General features: G+C 67.5%; 18 protein-coding genes and 1 pseudogene. 16 read left to right on the forward strand and 3 right to left on the reverse strand.

All coding sequences use genetic code 11. The features are described 5' to 3' along the window. The coding region (locus JOZ00_RS07270; protein ID WP_293341765.1) for an Ig-like domain-containing protein at nucleotides 1–1,156 on the forward strand (1,156 nt) is incomplete at its 5' end. Here JOZ00_RS07270 and JOZ00_RS07275 read toward each other — a convergent pair. Further along, nucleotides 1,140–1,892, reverse strand: coding sequence for an SDR family oxidoreductase (locus tag JOZ00_RS07275; protein WP_293341768.1), 753 nt, complete (start codon nucleotides 1,890–1,892; stop codon nucleotides 1,140–1,142). The two genes, JOZ00_RS07270 and JOZ00_RS07275, sit on opposite strands and share 17 nt — an antisense overlap. 258 nt (nucleotides 1,893–2,150) lie before the next feature. Here JOZ00_RS07275 and JOZ00_RS07280 point away from each other — a divergent pair, with 258 nt between their 5' ends. From JOZ00_RS07280 to regX, 6 genes are all read left to right on the forward strand, one after another. Next, entirely contained in the window at nucleotides 2,151–3,389 is a 1,239-nt protein-coding gene (locus tag JOZ00_RS07280; RefSeq protein ID WP_293341812.1) for an ROK family protein, read from the forward strand. Continuing rightward, nucleotides 3,373–4,749: a D-inositol-3-phosphate glycosyltransferase gene (mshA, locus tag JOZ00_RS07285; RefSeq protein ID WP_293341772.1), complete on the forward strand. Its 1,377-nt coding sequence runs from the start codon at nucleotides 3,373–3,375 to the stop codon at nucleotides 4,747–4,749. The genes JOZ00_RS07280 and mshA overlap by 17 nt, the downstream gene beginning before the upstream one ends. After that, on the forward strand, nucleotides 4,746–5,261 hold the full coding sequence (locus JOZ00_RS07290; protein ID WP_293341775.1) for a YbjN domain-containing protein: 516 nt from the start codon (nucleotides 4,746–4,748) through the stop codon (nucleotides 5,259–5,261). Before mshA ends, JOZ00_RS07290 begins: the two co-directional genes overlap by 4 nt. Nucleotides 5,262–5,282: 21 nt before the next feature. Continuing rightward, complete coding sequence (locus tag JOZ00_RS07295; RefSeq protein ID WP_293341777.1) at nucleotides 5,283–6,032, forward strand: phosphoglyceromutase; 750 nt, start codon at nucleotides 5,283–5,285, stop codon at nucleotides 6,030–6,032. Between the two features lie 152 nt (nucleotides 6,033–6,184). Continuing rightward, entirely contained in the window at nucleotides 6,185–7,417 is a 1,233-nt protein-coding gene (locus JOZ00_RS07300) for an ATP-binding protein (protein ID WP_293341780.1), read from the forward strand. 46 nt (nucleotides 7,418–7,463) lie between these two features. After that, a complete protein-coding gene (regX, locus tag JOZ00_RS07305; protein WP_293341783.1) occupies nucleotides 7,464–8,147 on the forward strand; it encodes a two-component sensory transduction protein RegX in 684 nt (227 codons plus the stop codon). Here regX and JOZ00_RS07310 read toward each other — a convergent pair. Both JOZ00_RS07310 and JOZ00_RS07315 read right to left on the reverse strand, forming a co-directional pair. Then, nucleotides 8,144–8,638, reverse strand: coding sequence for an NUDIX domain-containing protein (locus JOZ00_RS07310; RefSeq protein WP_293341786.1), 495 nt, complete (start codon nucleotides 8,636–8,638; stop codon nucleotides 8,144–8,146). The two genes, regX and JOZ00_RS07310, sit on opposite strands and share 4 nt — an antisense overlap. A 27-nt stretch (nucleotides 8,639–8,665) precedes the next feature. After that, nucleotides 8,666–9,451 carry a hypothetical protein gene (locus JOZ00_RS07315; RefSeq protein WP_293341789.1) on the reverse strand — a complete coding sequence of 262 codons (786 nt, stop codon included), beginning with the start codon at nucleotides 9,449–9,451 and terminating at the stop codon, nucleotides 8,666–8,668. Nucleotides 9,452–9,543: 92 nt separating this feature from the next. On the opposite strand from JOZ00_RS07315, the gene JOZ00_RS07320 reads away from it, so the two are divergent. The 9 genes and pseudogenes from JOZ00_RS07320 to JOZ00_RS07360 form a co-directional block, all read left to right on the forward strand. Beyond that, a complete protein-coding gene (locus tag JOZ00_RS07320; protein ID WP_293341791.1) occupies nucleotides 9,544–10,557 on the forward strand; it encodes a Ppx/GppA phosphatase family protein in 1,014 nt (337 codons plus the stop codon). Continuing rightward, nucleotides 10,554–11,543 (forward strand): hypothetical protein, encoded by a 990-nt coding sequence (locus JOZ00_RS07325; RefSeq protein WP_293341794.1) that lies wholly within the window; start codon nucleotides 10,554–10,556, stop codon nucleotides 11,541–11,543. The genes JOZ00_RS07320 and JOZ00_RS07325 overlap by 4 nt, the downstream gene beginning before the upstream one ends. Before the next feature lie 15 nt (nucleotides 11,544–11,558). Further along, complete coding sequence (locus JOZ00_RS07330; RefSeq protein WP_293341797.1) at nucleotides 11,559–12,401, forward strand: sugar phosphate isomerase/epimerase; 843 nt, start codon at nucleotides 11,559–11,561, stop codon at nucleotides 12,399–12,401. A 24-nt stretch (nucleotides 12,402–12,425) separates the two neighbouring features. Then, on the forward strand, nucleotides 12,426–13,256 hold the full coding sequence (locus tag JOZ00_RS07335) for a thioesterase family protein (protein WP_293341800.1): 831 nt from the start codon (nucleotides 12,426–12,428) through the stop codon (nucleotides 13,254–13,256). 24 nt (nucleotides 13,257–13,280) lie between these two features. Then, nucleotides 13,281–14,150 (forward strand): pyrroline-5-carboxylate reductase, encoded by an 870-nt coding sequence (proC, locus tag JOZ00_RS07340; protein WP_293341803.1) that lies wholly within the window; start codon nucleotides 13,281–13,283, stop codon nucleotides 14,148–14,150. Nucleotides 14,151–14,288: 138 nt separating this feature from the next. After that, nucleotides 14,289–14,546 carry a cell division/environmental response transcriptional regulator gene (locus tag JOZ00_RS07345; protein WP_293341806.1) on the forward strand — a complete coding sequence of 86 codons (258 nt, stop codon included), beginning with the start codon at nucleotides 14,289–14,291 and terminating at the stop codon, nucleotides 14,544–14,546. A 179-nt stretch (nucleotides 14,547–14,725) separates the two neighbouring features. After that, nucleotides 14,726–14,827: an AURKAIP1/COX24 domain-containing protein gene (locus tag JOZ00_RS07350; RefSeq protein ID WP_003402602.1), complete on the forward strand. Its 102-nt coding sequence runs from the start codon at nucleotides 14,726–14,728 to the stop codon at nucleotides 14,825–14,827. Nucleotides 14,828–14,889: 62 nt separating this feature from the next. Beyond that, the gene (locus JOZ00_RS07355) at nucleotides 14,890–16,017 is read left to right on the forward strand and encodes an SDR family oxidoreductase (RefSeq protein ID WP_293341809.1); all 1,128 of its coding nucleotides are present in this window, start codon (nucleotides 14,890–14,892) and stop codon (nucleotides 16,015–16,017) included. Beyond that, a pseudogene (locus tag JOZ00_RS07360) lies at nucleotides 15,999–16,201 on the forward strand (hypothetical protein); the annotation flags it as partial. The gene JOZ00_RS07355 and the pseudogene JOZ00_RS07360, both read left to right, overlap by 19 nt.

A 16,201-nucleotide genomic window follows, 5' to 3' on the forward strand; every position in this document is an offset into this window, starting at 1 on the left:
CGCTCCGATCAGCGTCGAGGTCAGCGACGGCTGGTTCCAGCACGTCACGCTGACCAACTCGTCGGGCAAGCCCGTCGCGGGGGCCTTCAACCAGGACCGCACCGTCTACACGACGACCGAGCCGCTGGGCTACGAGACCACCTATACCTGGAGCGGCTCGGCTGTAGGGCACGACGGCAAGGCGATCCCGGTCGCGGGCAAGTTCAGCACGGTTTCGACCACCAAGAAGATCGACGGTGGATTCCAGCTGGCCGACGGCCAGACCGTCGGCGTGGCGGCGCCGATCATCATCCAGTTCGACGCGCCGATCAGCGATAAGGCCGCCGTCGAGAAGGCCATCTCGATCACCACTGAGCCGCCCGTCGAGGGCAGCTGGGCCTGGCTGCCCGACGAAGCGAAGGGCGCCCGGATCCACTACCGGTCCCGCGAGTACTACCCCGCGGGCACCACGGTCAACGTCGACGCCAAGTTCTACGGGCTGCCGTTCGGCGAGGGCGCCTACGGCGCTCAGGACATGTCGCTGAAGATCCAGATCGGGCGCAAGCAGGTCGTCAGGGCCGAGGTTTCCTCGCATCGCATCCAGGTGCTCCGCGACGAGGGCGTCATCATGGACTTCGCGTGCAGCTACGGGGAGGCCGACAAGGCGCGCAACGTCACCCGAAACGGCATTCACGTCGTCACCGAGAAGTACTCCGACTTCTACATGTCCAACCCGGCCGCCGGCTACACCAACGCCCACGAACGGTGGGCTGTGCGGATCTCCAACAACGGCGAGTTCATCCACGCCAACCCGTCCAGCGCGGGCGCGCAGGGCAACAGCAACGTCACCAACGGCTGCATCAACCTGTCCACCGGCGACGCTGAGCAGTACTACAGCACGGCGATCTACGGCGACCCGGTCGAGGTGACCGGCAGCTCGATCCAGCTGTCCTACTCCGACGGCGACATCTGGGACTGGGCCGTGGACTGGGACACCTGGGTCGCGATGTCGGCGCTACCTCCCCCGACGGCGCACGCGCCCGCGTCGCAGATCCCTGTCACGGCACCGGTCACGCCGTCGGATGCGCCGACCCTGTCGGGCACGCCGACGACGACCACCTCCAGCGGGACCACGACTACGAGCCCCACCACCTCGTCGTCTAGCCCTGGCGGTTAAACCTGCTGGTCGTGGCCTGATCGCGGGGCTTCATGACGATCAGGTCGAGGTCCACGTGGGACGGCCGCGAGGCCACGAACCCGATCACCTCGGCGACGTCGGCCGCCACCAACGGCGTGATGCCGGTGTAGACGGAATCGGCGCGTTCCTGGTCGCCGTCGAAGCGGACCAGCGAGAATTCGGTCTCGACCGCACCCGGTGCGATCTCGGTGAGCCGCACCGGCTTCCCGAGCAGCTCGCCGCGCAACGTGCGGTGCAACGCCCCCTGCGCGTGTTTGGCCGCGGTGTAACCCGCGCCCTTGTCGTAAACCTCAAGTGCGGCAACGGAAGTCACCGTAACGATCAGGCCGTCGCCGGAATCGATCAGCTTGGGCAGCAGCGCGCGTGTGACCCGCAGCGTGCCCAGCACGTTGGTCTCCCACATCCAGCGCCAGTGCTCGAGATCCGAGTCGGCCACCGGCGCGAGCCCGCGGGCGCCGCCGGCGTTGTTGACCAATACGTCGACGCGGTTCAGTTTGCCGGCGAGGCTCTCGATAGCCGCGTCGTCTGTGACATCGGCCACAACTGCGGTCCCGCCGACCTCGTCGGCGAGGGCCTCGATCCGCTCCGCCCGGCGCGCCACGGCAACGACGTGGAACCCTTGCGCAGCAAGAATTCGGGCTGTCGCCTCGCCAATTCCGGAGCTTGCGCCGGTGACGACCGCTACCCGCTCATCATTCCTGATAGATCTAGCCATCGAAGCAACCTTAATAAACGTGGTAAATTTTTCGACGTGCTCCACAGCGCCCTGTTCAACACCACGACCACCGCGTGTCTTTGCGCGGCGGGTGCGTGTTGTTGCTGCGCACTTTGCCGCTCCTGACCCCATTCAGGACTGGCCGAAGACCGGCCGTTAAAACTCGGACAAAGGACGCACGTGCGCTCGAATACCCTCACACATCATTCGCCCAACCGGCTACCCGGTCACACAGGGCACCGTCCGGTACGCCGCCAGATCGTGGCGCCGGCACTGCACATCCCCGAATCGGCGGCGGCATCCGTCTTCCGCGCGGTCCGGTTGCGCGGCCCCGTCGGCCGTGACGTCATCGCCGGGGTCACTTCGCTGAGCATCGCGACGGTCAACCGCCAGGTGATCGCGCTGCTCGACGCAGGCCTGCTGCGCGAGCGCGCCGACCTGGCCGTCGCGGGGGCGATCGGCCGCCCGCGCGTTCCGGTCGAGGTCAACCACGAACCGTTCGTGACGCTGGGCATCCACATCGGTGCGCGAACCACCAGCATCGTGGCCACCGACCTGTTCGGCCGCACGCTCGACACGGTCGAGACGCCGACGCCGCTGAGCCCGGCCGGGCCCGCGCTGGCGTCGCTGGCCGACAGCGCCAGCCGGTACCTGAGGCGTTGGCATCGGCGCCGCCCACTGTGGGTCGGAGTCGCGATCGGTGGCACCGTCGACAGCGCCACCGGCAACGTCGACCACCCGCGGCTGGGCTGGCGGCAGGCACCGGTCGGGAACGTGCTGGCCGATGCGCTGGGCCTGCCGGTGTCGGTAGCCTCACACGTCGACGCCATGGCCGGCGCCGAACTGCTGCTCGGCATGCGGCGGTTTCTGCCCAGCTCGCCGACCAGCCTCTACGTCTACGCCCGCGAGACCGTCGGCTACGCGCTGGTGATCGGCGGGCGGGTGCACTGCCCGGCCAGCGGCCCCGGCACCATTGCGAGCCTACCCGCCTACTCCGAATTGCTCGGCGGCACAGGGCAATTGGAATCGACCGTCAGCGACGAGGCGGTGGTGGCCGCGGCCCGGCGGCTGCGCATCCTGCCGTTCGCACCCACCGGCCAGGCCAAGGCCTCGGCGGCCGGCACGACCGACCTGTTGCGGGTGGCGCGGGCGGGCAACCAGCAGGCCAAGGACCTGCTCGCCGAGCGCGGGCGCGTCCTCGGTGAGGCGGTGGCCCTGCTGCGCGACATGCTCAACCCCGACGAGCTCGTGGTCGGTGGCCAGGCTTTCACCGAGTACCCCGAGGCGATGGAGCACGTGGAGGCGGCGTTCGCCGCACGCTCCGTGCTGGCGCCGCGCGACATTCGGGTGACCGTGTTCGGCAACCGGGTGCAGGAGGCCGGCGCGGGGACTGTGTCGCTGGGCGGCTTGTACGCCGACCCGCTGGGCGCGATGCGGCGCGCGGGTGCGCTGGACGCCCGCCTGCGTGACGTCGAAAGCGATGAGTCTTCCGCCTAGCGGAACGCCTGTGTCCTGCGCGCTTGGTCCGGCTCACGGACCGTCCTGTAAAGATGACAGAGTGCGGCACAACGAATTTTCCCGGGAGGCATCCCGGGATGTTTACCGGCTGAATCAACCCCGCCGGGTCGCAGTGTTGGCGGTGCACACCTCACCGCTCGCTCAACCGGGCACCGGCGACGCGGGCGGCATGAACGTCTATGTGCTGCAAACCGCGCTACATCTGGCAAAGCGGGGCATCGAGGTGGAGATTTTCACCCGGGCCACCGCGTCCGCCGATCCGCCGTTGGCGCGGGTGGCGCCCGGGGTGCTGGTGCGCAACGTCGTGGCGGGGCCGTTCGAGGGCCTGGACAAGTACGACCTGCCCACTCAGCTGTGTGCGTTTGCGGCCGGGGTGCTGCGCGCCGAGGCATCGCACGAACCCGGCTACTACGACATCGTGCACTCGCACTACTGGTTGTCCGGGCAGGTCGGCTGGCTGGCCCGCGACCGCTGGGCGGTGCCGCTGGTGCACACCGCGCACACGTTGGCCGCGGTCAAGAACGCCGCCCTGGCCGACGGCGACGCGCCCGAACCGCCGTTGCGCACGGTGGGGGAGCAGCAGGTCGTCGAGGAGGCCGACCGGCTGATCGTCAACACCGATGACGAAGCGTCGCAACTGATTTTGATACACCATGCCGATCCCGCGAGGATCGACGTGGTCCACCCGGGCGTCGACCTCGAGGTGTTCCGCCCCGGTGACCGGCGGGCGGCCCGCGCCGCGCTCGGGCTTCCGCTCGACGGCGACCTGGTGGCGTTCGTGGGGCGCATTCAGCCGCTGAAGGCGCCCGACATCGTGCTGCGCGCCGCCGCGAAACTGCCGGGGGTCCGCATCGTGGTGGCCGGCGGCCCGTCGGGCAGCGGTCTGTCCTCGCCGGACGGATTGGCCCGGCTGGCCGACGAACTCGGCATCAGCGACCGGGTGACGTTCCTGCCCCCGCAGTCCCGTGCGAATCTGGCCACGCTGTTCCAGGCTGCCAGCCTGGTCGCCGTGCCGAGCTATTCGGAGTCGTTCGGCCTGGTGGCCGTCGAGGCGCAGGCGTGTGGCACGCCGGTGGTGGCGGCCGCCGTCGGCGGGCTTCCGGTGGCCGTGCGCGACGGCGTCACGGGCACGTTGGTGGCCGGGCACGAGGTCGACCGGTGGGCAGACGCCCTCGACGGGATGCTGCGACTGCCCGCGCCGCGCGCGGAGGCGATGGGCCGCGCGGCCGCCGCGCACGCGGCCACGTTCTCCTGGGAGAACACCACCGACGCGCTGCTGGCCAGCTATCGGCGCGCGATCAGGGAGTACACCGCCGAGCGCAGGGGAGTGGGCGCATGAGCGCCTCGACAGTCGAGCAAGTCATCGAGGATGCCCTGCAAGCCAGCGAGCTGACCTACTCGAAACACGCTGGGGCACATGGCGGACAGTCCGGGTTGGTGGTGGAACTGCCCGGCGAGCGCAAGCTCAAGACGAACACCATTTTGAGCATCGGCGAGCATTCGGTGCGCATCGAGGCTTTCGTGTGCCGCAAACCCGACGAGAACCACGAAGGCGTGTACCGCTTTCTGCTCAAGCGCAATCGCCGGCTCTACGGTGTCGCCTACACGCTGGACAACGTCGGCGACATCTACCTGGTGGGCCGGATGTCGCTGGGGTCGGTCGACGCCGACGAGCTCGACCGCGTGCTGGGACAGGTGCTCGAAGCGGTGGATTCGGACTTTAATACGTTGCTCGAGTTGGGTTTTCGCTCGTCGATCCAGAAGGAATGGGACTGGCGGGTGTCTCGCGGTGAGTCGTTGAAGAACCTGGAGGCGTTCGCCCACCTAATCGACGAAGACGACGACGAATAGCTGCGTGAGAGACTGAGCGGCATGGGAGACACTGCGACGTTGGTGCTGCTGCGCCACGGCGAAAGCGACTGGAATGCCCTCAACCTCTTCACCGGATGGGTGGACGTCGGGCTGACCGACAAGGGCCGGGCCGAGGCAGTGCGCAGCGGCGAGCTGCTAATCGAACACGACCTGCTGCCCGACGTCCTCTACACGTCGCTGCTGCGCCGGGCGATCACCACCGCCGACCTGGCGCTGGACGCCGCTGATCGGTTGTGGATTCCGGTGCGGCGCAGTTGGCGGCTCAACGAACGGCACTACGGGGCGCTGCAGGGCCTGGACAAGGCCGAGACCAAGGAACGCTACGGCGAAGAACAGTTCATGGCCTGGCGACGCAGCTACGACACGCCGCCTCCGCCGATCGAGAAGGGCAGCAAGTACAGCCAGGACACCGACCCGCGCTACGCGGATATCAGCGGCGGTCCGCTCACCGAGTGCCTCGCCGACGTGGTGGTCCGCTTCCTGCCGTACTTCACCGACGTCATCGTTCCGGATCTGCGCAGCGGCAAGACCGTGTTGATGGTCGCCCACGGCAATTCGTTGCGGGCCCTGGTCAAATACCTGGACCAAATGTCCGACGAGGACATCGTCTCGCTGAACATTCCGACCGGTATTCCGCTGCGGTACGAACTGGACGCGGATTTGCGACCGGTGGTGCCGGGCGGCACCTATCTCGACCCGGAGGCGGCCGCGGCCGGCGCCGCGGCGGTTGCCGGCCAGGGGCGCGGGTGACGTCGCTAATCGGCCTGTTGGGTGTCTAATAGGCCTGTTGATCAAACATCGCGTGAACGAGGGCGGAACACCTGTGGCGCAGGATGTGACTTGTCCGATTTTGGCCTCGCTCCGCTAGGGCAGCGTTAAGAAAGATTTGTAGGATTTTCTATGTGACTGTGTTCTCGGCGCTGTTACTGGCCGGGGTCTTGTCCGTTCTGGGGCTGGGCGTCGGTGTGGCGGTCGGGGCCCGTCTGTCCTCCCGGTCCGCCCAGCGGCGCCAGCGCGTGAGCGCGGAATGGACCGGAATCACCGTCGCGCAGATGCTGCAACGCATCGTCGCGCTCATGCCGCTTGCCACCGCCGTGGTCGATTCCCATCGCGACGTCGTATACCTCAACGATCGCGCCAAGGAGCTGGGTCTGGTCCGCGACCGCCAGCTCGACGACCAGGCCTGGGAGGCGGCACAGCAGGCACTCGGCGGACTCGACGTCGAATTCGACCTGCGGCCGGCCAAACGCGCGGGGGGCCGGTCCGGGCTGTCGGTACACGGACAGGCTCGGCTGCTGAGCGAGGAGGACCGCCGGTTCGCGGTGGTCTTCGCCCACGATCAGTCCGACTACGCGCGCATGGAGGCCACTCGGCGCGACTTCGTGGCCAACGTCAGCCACGAACTCAAAACCCCGGTCGGCGCCATGGCGCTGCTCGCCGAGGCCCTGCTTGCCTCGGCCGACGATTCCGAAACCGTGCGCCGGTTCGCCGAAAAGGTGCTCGTTGAAGCCAACCGGCTGGGGGACATGGTCGCCGAGCTGATCGAGCTGTCGCGACTGCAGGGTGCCGAGCGGTTGCCCAACGTGACCGATGTCGAAGTCGATACCGTTGTGTCCGAAGCGATTTCGCGTCACAAGGTGGCCGCCGACAACGCCGATATCGAGGTTCGCACCGACACTCCGAGCGGTCTGCGGGTATTGGGCGACGAGACGCTGCTGGTGACCGCTTTGGCCAACCTGGTCTCCAACGCGATCGCCTATTCGCCGCCGGGTTCGCCGGTGTCGATCAGCCGTCGCCGCCGCGGTGACAACATCGAGATCGCCGTCACCGACCGCGGCATCGGGATTGCCCTGGAAGACCAGGAGCGGGTCTTCGAGCGATTTTTCCGAGGGGACAAGGCGCGTTCGCGCGCCACCGGGGGTAGCGGGCTGGGCCTGGCCATCGTCAAGCACGTCGCGGCCAACCACAACGGCAGCATCGGCGTGTGGAGCAAGCCCGGAACCGGATCGACGTTCACGCTGTCAATCCCGGCGGCCATGCCGCCCTATCAAAGCGGCGATGAGCAATCCGAGCACGCCGCGGGCCGCGAGGTGCGGCCCAACCGCTCACAACGAGAGGAAGAACTAAGTCGATGACCCGCGCGTATGACGATGCAGAGCGCAGCAATGAGGAATGGCGCTCATGACCAGTGTGCTGATCGTGGAGGACGAGGAGTCGCTGGCCGATCCTTTGGCCTTCCTGCTCCGCAAGGAAGGCTTTGAGGCCACGGTGGTGACCGATGGGTCGGCCGCGCTTGCCGAGTTCGACCGTGGCGGCGCCGACATCGTGCTGCTCGATTTGATGCTGCCGGGTATGTCCGGCACGGACGTGTGCAAGCAGCTGCGTTCCCGTTCCAGCGTGCCGGTGATCATGGTGACCGCTCGGGACAGCGAGATCGACAAGGTCGTCGGGCTCGAGCTCGGCGCGGATGACTATGTGACCAAGCCTTATTCGGCGCGTGAGCTGATCGCCCGGATCCGGGCGGTGCTGCGTCGCGGCGGTGACGACGACTCCGAGATCAGCGACGGCGTGCTGGAGTCCGGACCGGTGCGGATGGATGTCGAACGCCACGTCGTATCGGTCAACGGTGACACAATCACCTTGCCGCTCAAGGAGTTTGACCTGCTCGAGTACCTGATGCGCAACAGCGGCCGGGTGCTGACCCGTGGGCAGTTGATCGATCGGGTGTGGGGCGCCGACTACGTCGGCGACACCAAGACGCTCGACGTTCACGTCAAGCGCCTGCGGTCCAAGATCGAGGCCGACCCCGCCAACCCGGTGCACCTGGTCACGGTGCGCGGGCTGGGTTACAAGCTCGAGGGCTAGCCCGGGGTATCGGCCGGCGGGCTGTCGGTATCAAAGACAGTCCGGTCACCGCCGTTGGCGCTCAACGTGATACGCCGACGCATGTCGTCCGTCATCGGCGGCAACTCATCGAGGTCGAACCACGCCGCGTCGGTGCTCTCGTCGTCGGCGGGGAACGGCTCGCCGGATAGCCACTGCATTCGAAACACGTGATCGAGGTACTGCGCCCGATCGCCGTTGGCGTGCACGGTCGGTCGGGTGACGTGTACCCAGACGAGCCTGGCGGCGCGCGCGCTGACCCCGGTCTCCTCGCTCACCTCGCGGGCGGCGCAGTCCGCCGGGTTCTCGCCCGGCTCGACGATCCCCGTCACGGCCGTCCACGCGCCGTTGTCAGAGCGCTTGACCAGCAACACTTTTCGGTCGTGGATCGTCACAGCGGTGACGCCGGGCAGCCACAACGGTGCGTTGCCTATGGCGCGACGAAGCTCAACGATGAAGTCGGGGACCGGCACTCATCGTTCTTAGCACAAAACGACGGGCTACTCGGCGATGCGAGTCGCGGGGTGCACCGCGATGAGCCCTAACTTGCTGCGCCGCTTGCACATTGCGGCCAGTTCCGCATAGGCCTTGGCGCCCAGCAACTCGGTGAGTTCGTCGGCCATGCTCTCCCACACCTGCGTGGCGCCGACATGGGCGCCGGGGTCGCCGGTGCAGTACCAGTGCAGGTCCGCGCCGCCGGAACCCCAGCCGCGGCGATCGTATTCGGTGAGCGTGGTTTTCAGGATCTCGGTGCCGTCGGGCCGCGTCACCCACTCCTGGCTGCGCCGCAGCGGCAACTGCCAGCAGACGTCGGGTTTCATCGTCAGGGGCGGCACGCCCAGCTTGAGGGCCTTGCTGTGCAGCGCGCATCCGGTGCCGCCGGGAAAGCCCGGGCGGTTCAGGAAGATACAGGCGTCCTTGTGTTTGCGGGTGCGGTATTGCGGTTGCCCGTCGTGCTCGTCGAGTTCCAGGTATCCCTTGCGGCCCAAGCCCTTTTCGCGGAACTGCCAGTCCTCGTCGGTCAGGTGCTTGACGGCGTCGTCCAGCCGGGCGCGGTCGTCGTCGTCGGACAGGAACGCCCCGTGCGAGCAGCAGCCGTCATCGGGTCGGCCCTCCACCGTGCCGTGGCAGGCCGGAGTGCCGAATACGCACGTCCAACGCGACAGCAACCAGGTGAGGTCGGCCGCGATCAGGTGCTCGGGATTGTCCGGGTCGTAGAACTCCACCCACTCACGGGCGAAGTCCAATTCGACTTCGCGTCCCGACTCCGGGTGTGAATTCGTCACGTATCCACGTTAGACGACGATTCCGGCACGCTGACCTCCTGACACTCGGGTCGCAACGTCACCCGCGTTGTCGCAACGACTAGGTTGTTCTCGTGCGATTGGGTGTCCTCGACGTGGGTAGTAACACGGTCCATCTGCTGGTGGTCGATGCCCACCGTGGTGGGCACCCGACGCCGATGAGTTCGACGAAGGCGACACTGCGACTGGCCGAGTCGATCGACAACTCGGGCAAGCTCACCAAGCGAGGTGCGGAAAAGCTGATTTCGACGATCGACGAGTTCGCCAAGATCGCGGACAGCTCGGGCTGCGCCGAGTTGATGGCGTTCGCCACGTCCGCGCTGCGCGACGCCGAGAACTCCGACGACGTGCTCGCGCGGGTCCGCAAGGAGACCGGCGTCGAATTGCAGGTGCTCAGCGGGGTCGACGAGTCGAGGCTGACCTTCCTGGCGGTGCGCCGCTGGTACGGGTGGAGCGCGGGGCGAATCATCAATCTCGATATCGGTGGCGGCTCGCTGGAGATGTCCAGCGGGGTCGACGAGGAGCCCGAGGTGGCCCTGTCGCTGCCGCTGGGCGCCGGGCGGCTGAGCCGCGAATGGCTGCCCGACGACCCGCCCGGCCGCCGCCGGGTGGCGATGCTGCGGGACTGGCTGGACGCCGAGCTGGCCGAGGCCAGCGTGACCGTGCTCGAAACGGGTAATCCGGAGCTTGCGGTGGCGACCTCGAAGACGTTTCGCTCGCTGGCACGGCTCACCGGAGCTGCGCCGTCGGCGGCAGGGCCGCGGGTCAAAAGGACGCTCACAGCAAACGGCCTCAGGCAACTCATATCTTTCATCTCTAGGATGACGACCGCTGACCGGGCAGAACTGGAAGGAGTCAGCGCCGAACGGGCGCCGCAGATCGTGGCGGGCGCCCTGGTGGCGGAGGCAAGCATGCGAGCACTGTCGATTGAATCCGTGGATATCTGCCCGTGGGCATTACGGGAAGGTCTCATCTTGCGAAAACTCGACAGCGAAGCCGATGGAACGGCCCTCATGGAGGCTCCCGTGCGCGATGCTGTAGGTCAGGTAGTTGATCGGAACAGCAACCGATCGAGAGGCGACAAATGACCGGACCAGACTTCGAGGCCGAGAGCCCGGGTACTCGGCCCATCTCGGTGGCCGAACTGCTGGCTAAGAACGGGACCATCGGCGCTCCCGCGGTCACCCGTCGCCGTCGTCGGCGGCGCGGCGACAGCGATTCGGTCACGGTCGCCGAGCTGACCGGCGAGATCCCGATCATTCGTGACGACGACGAGGAAGAGGCCGAACCCGCTGCCAACGGCACCGCCGCCCAGGTCGCCGAGCCGCCCCGGCCCACACGTCCCGAGCCCACCGCGGTCGCCCCCGAGCGGCCGGCCCAGGTCACCAAAGACCAATCCAAGAGCGCCTACTGGTCGGAGCCCGAACCGCGCTGGCCCAAGTCGCCGCCGCAGCCCAAGCGTCCGCCGGGGCCCGAGCGCAGCGAATACCCGCGGCCGCTGCGCCACGGCGACGCCCCCGAGAAGCCCGAACGGCCCAGGAAGAAATCCGGCGCCGAGGACATGAGCTTCGACCCGATGGACCATTACGCCGACCTGCCGGTGGACGTCATGGACTCCGAGGTCCGAGAAGCCCAACCCGGGTTGACCGACTCCGCCTACGTGCGCTCCTTCCTGGGCGAAGAGGACCACGACGAGGACGACGAGACGGGCCGGGGGGACGCGCGATCGCTGACCGCGGGAGCGGACGAAGTCGAGGATGATCACGCAGCGGCCGAGCGTGCCGACGCCCACGCCGAGCCCGGCAGGTTCGCCGCCCTGTGGCGCGGCGCGGTGGTCGTGTTCCAGTCGATCTTGGCCGTCGCGTTCGGCGCCGGGCTGTTCGTGGCGTTCGACCAGTTGTGGCGCTGGAACAGCATCGTGGCCCTGGTGCTCTCGGTGCTCGTCATCCTCGGCCTGGTGGTCGGCGTCCGCGTGGTGCGCAAGACCGAGGACATCGCCAGCACGTTGATCGCGGTAGCGGTGGGTGCCTTGATCACCCTGGGTCCCCTGGCGCTGTCGTTGCAGTCGGGTTAGCGGCACTTACAGCCAGTGCGCCCAGCCATCAAAGTCGGACTTTCCACGGCTTCGGTCTATCCGTTGCGGGCCGAGGCCGCCTTCGAATACGCGGAGCGGCTCGGCTACGACGGAGTCGAGCTGATGGTGTGGGCCGAGTCGGTCAGCCAGGACGTCGACGCGATCGAGAAGCTGTCGAGGCGCTACCGGGTGCCGGTGCTGTCCGTGCACGCGCCGTGCCTGCTGATCTCGCAGCGCGTGTGGGGCGCCAACCCCATCCCCAAACTCGACCGCAGCGTGCAGGCCGCCGAGCAACTGGGCGCCCAGACGGTCGTCGTGCACCCGCCGTTTCGCTGGCAGCGACGCTATGCGGAGGGCTTCAGCGAGCAGGTCGCGGAGCTGGAAGCGTCGAGCGACGTGTTGATCGCGGTGGAGAACATGTTCCCGTTCCGGGCGGACCGGTTCTTCGGGGCGGGCCAGTCGCTGGAACGCATGCGCCGCCGCGGCGGTGGCCCCGGCCCGGCGATTTCGGCGTTCTCGCCGTCGTACGACCCGCTCGACGGCAACCACGCCCACTACACGCTGGACCTGTCGCACACGGCGACCGCCGGCACGGACTCGCTGGACATGGCGGAGCGAATGGGGGCGGGGTTGGTGCACCTGCACCTGTGCGACGGCAACGGCCTGCCCGCCGACGAGCACCTGGTGCCGGGACGCGGCATACAACCCACCGTGGAGGTGTGTCAGATGCTGGCCGCGAGCCATTTCGCCGGCCACGTCATCCTGGAGGTGTCCACGTCCAGCGCGCGTTCAGCCAACGAGCGCGAAAGCATGCTGATCGAATCGCTGCAGTTCGCTCGGACGCATCTGCTGCGCTGACTACCCGGGAGACCCCAAAAGAGCATGGATGACGCGTTATTCACCACCGCGATGACGTTGCGGCAGGTCGACTCAGGCGTATTTGAAGGCGAGCTGAACAAGCACTGGACCATCGGGCCCAAGGTGCACGGCGGCGCGATGCTGGCGCTGTGCGCCAACGCCGCCCGCGCGGCGGTTGGACAGGCGGGAATGGAACCGGTCGCGGTGTCGGCGAGCTTCCTGTGGGCGCCGGATCCCGGCGAGATGCGGCTGGTGACGTCGATCCGGAAGCGGGGCCGGCGGATCAGCGTCGTCGACGTCGAGCTCACGCAGGGGGACCGCACCGCCGTGCACGCGGTGGTCAATCTGGGTGAGCCGGAACACTTTCCACCTGACGGCCACGCGGCGCCCCTGCTGTCGGCGAACCCGGTCGTGGACCTGATGGCGCCCGAGCCGCCCGACGACATCGAGCCGATCGGCCCCGGCCACCCGTTGGCCGGTCTCGTGCACCTGGGCGAGGGCTGCGACGTCCGGCCGGTGCTGTCGACCATGGCACCCAGCGTCGACGGGCGCCCGCCGGTGATCCAGATGTGGGCGCGCCCCCGCGATGTGGCTCCCGACGCGCTGTTCGCCCTCATGTGCGGGGATCTGTCGGCGCCGGTGACCTTCGCCGTGGAACGGACCGGCTGGGCCCCCACGATCCAGCTCACCGCCTTCCTGCGCGGTCTGCCTGTCGATGGCTGGCTGCGAATCATCGCGACCTGTGTGGAGATCGGGCACGACTGGTTCGACGAGGACCACATCGTGGTGGACAGCCTCGGCCGCCTGGTCGTGCAGGCCCGCCAGCTGGCGCTGGTCCCTGCCGCTCAGGGGTAGCCGGGGTCTGCGATGCTGTCCGGCATGGCAAGAATCGCGATCATCGGTGGCGGCAGTATCGGGGAGGCACTGCTGTCGGGTCTGCTGCGCGCGGGCCGGCAGGCGAAAGACCTGGCGGTAGTCGAGCGGGTCCCCGAGCGAGCCAACTATCTGGCCGACACCTATTCGGTGCGGGTCACTTCGGTGGCCGACGCGGTGGAAAACGCGACATTCGTGGTCGTCGCGGTGAAGCCCGCGGACGTCGAGGCGGTGATGGGGGAGCTGGCGCGGGCTGCCGGCACGGCGGAGAGCGCCGAGCAGGTGTTCGTGACGGTCGCGGCGGGGATCACGATCACCTACTTCGAGTCCAAACTCCCGGCCGGGACGCCGGTGGTGCGGGCGATGCCGAACGCGGCGGCGCTGGTCGGCGCCGGGGTGACCGCGTTGGCCAAGGGCCGCTTTGTCAGCCCGCCGCAGCTCGAGGGGGTCTCGGCCCTGTTCGACTCCGTCGGCGGGGTGCTGACCGTGCCCGAGACGCAGATGGACGCCGTGACGGCGCTGTCGGGTTCGGGCCCGGCGTATTTCTTCTTGCTGGTCGAGGCGTTGGTCGACGCGGGCGTGGCGGCGGGTCTGAGCCGCCAGGTGGCCGCCAACCTGACCGCGCAGACGATGGCCGGGTCGGCGGCGATGCTGCTGGAACGGATGGATTCCGAGCGGGCCGCGAACCAGGACGATCCGGCGGGGATGCGGGTGGAGGCCACGGCGACGCAGTTGCGGGCGACGATCACCTCGCCGGGCGGCACCACCGCCGCTGCACTGCGGGAACTCGAACGAGGCGGGCTGCGGGCCGCCGTCGACGCGGCCGTTCAGGCCGCCAAAACGCGCTCTGAGCAGCTAAGAATTACATCCGAATAATTCGAGTTTTTTGAATTGGTTGCCCCCCACCAGTACCAATAACCCCATTAGTCCCGCTATTCTCCTCTTGTAAGCACGTGTTAGTGCCAGCGGAGGGGAAGCCGCTGGCATGCGCGTGCCTGACACGATTGGGTTGCGATGACGTCTACGAACGGGCCATCAGCGCGAGATTCTGCAGGTAAGCCGCGGGACACCAGTTCCGTCGATGGCCAGCAGGGCAGGACGCAATTTCTCACAGTCGCTGAGGTGGCCGCGTTGATGCGGGTCTCCAAGATGACGGTCTATCGGTTGGTGCACAACGGTGAGCTGCCCGCGGTTCGGGTCGGGCGCTCCTTCCGCGTGCACGCCAAGGCGGTCCACGACATGCTGGAAACGTCGTACTTCGACGCGGGCTGAGCTGGTGCCGACCGGGCCGGCGATCGGGCAGCCGACGCCGGCGCCGGGGGTGATCGGAAACGTGTGGCTTCGCGGTTACGCGGCGGTTGACGGACGCCGGTTTGGTGTTGCGTGCGCCCCGCCGGGTAAAGTGTCCGGGTCCAATCTTCTAAGCAGGTCACGGTCAGATAGCGGAGTTCATGGGTTCAGTAATCAAGAAGCGGCGCAAGCGCATGTCGAAGAAGAAGCACCGCAAGCTGCTGCGTCGCACCCGGGTGCAGCGCAGAAAACTCGGCAAGTAGCACACGCTGCGGCCGTAATGAGCCGTAATGCCGCTGTCCCGGCCGGCCGCTAGGCTGTTCGGGTGGATCCGTCGAACGGGGAAGGCGCCGGACCGGGCGACTCCGCAGATAACACGGTGCACTACCCCAAAGTTGTGCTCGTCACGGGGGCGTGCCGGTTTCTGGGCGGCTACCTGACGGCTCGGCTCGCGCAGAACCCGATGATCAACGGCATCATCGCGGTCGACGCGATCGCCCCCAGCAAGGACATGCTGCGCCGGATGGGGCGCGCCGAGTTCGTTCGTGCGGACATCCGAAATCCCTTCATTGCCAAGGTAATTCGCAATGGCGATGTCGACACGGTGGTGCACGCGGCCGCCGCGTCGTACGCGCCGCGGTCCGGTGGCACCGCGGCGCTGAAGGAAATCAACGTGATGGGCGCGATGCAGCTGTTCGCCGCCTGCCAGAAGGCGCCCTCGGTGCGCCGCGTGGTACTCAAGTCGACGTCAGAGGTCTACGGCTCGAACGCCCACGACCCGGTGATGTTCACCGAGGACAGCACGAGTCGCCGGCCCTTTCGAGGCGGTTTTGCCAAGGACAGCCTCGACATCGAGGGATACGCGCGCGGGTTGGGGCGTCGTCGGCCGGACATCGCCGTCACGATTCTGCGCCTGGCCAACATGATCGGCCCGGCGATGGACACCACGCTGTCGCGGTATCTGGCCGGCCCGGTGGTGCCGACCATGTTCGGTCGTGACGCGCGATTGCAGTTGCTGCACGAGCAGGATGCGCTCGGCGCGCTGGAGCGTGCGGCGATGGCTGGCAAGGCCGGAACGTTCAACATCGGCGCCGACGGCATCATCATGCTGTCGCAGGCGATCCGGCGGGCCGGTCGAATTCCCTTGCCAGTACCGGGTTTTGGAGTCTGGGCACTCGATTCCCTAAGGCGTGCTAACCGTTACAACGAAATCAGTCGCGATCAGTTCGAATATTTGAGTTACGGCCGTGTGATGGACACCAGCCGGATGCGGTCCGAACTCGGCTACCAGCCGAAATGGACGACGGCGGAAGCCTTTGACGACTACGTGCGCGGCCGCGGCTTGTCTCCCATTATCGATCCAGATCGGGTACGCTCCTTGGAAGGTCGCGCCATATCCTTAGCCCAGCGCTGGGGTAGCCGAAATCCAATTCCGTGGGGTGGGGTCAGGTAGGTATCGTGGCGGGTGAAACCAGAGCCAATGTCATTCCACTGCACACTAATCGGGGTCGGGTAGCGGCGCGTCGTAGAGCCGATCAGCGAGCGGAGTCCGCTCGCCAGCACCCCTCGCTTCTCTCTGATCCGCACGGCCGCGCATCGGCGGAACAACTCGCCGCCGTGGTCCGCGAAATCGACGA

Source organism: Mycobacterium sp. (assembly GCF_019243155.1).
In the GTDB taxonomy this organism is placed as follows: domain Bacteria; phylum Actinomycetota; class Actinomycetes; order Mycobacteriales; family Mycobacteriaceae; genus Mycobacterium.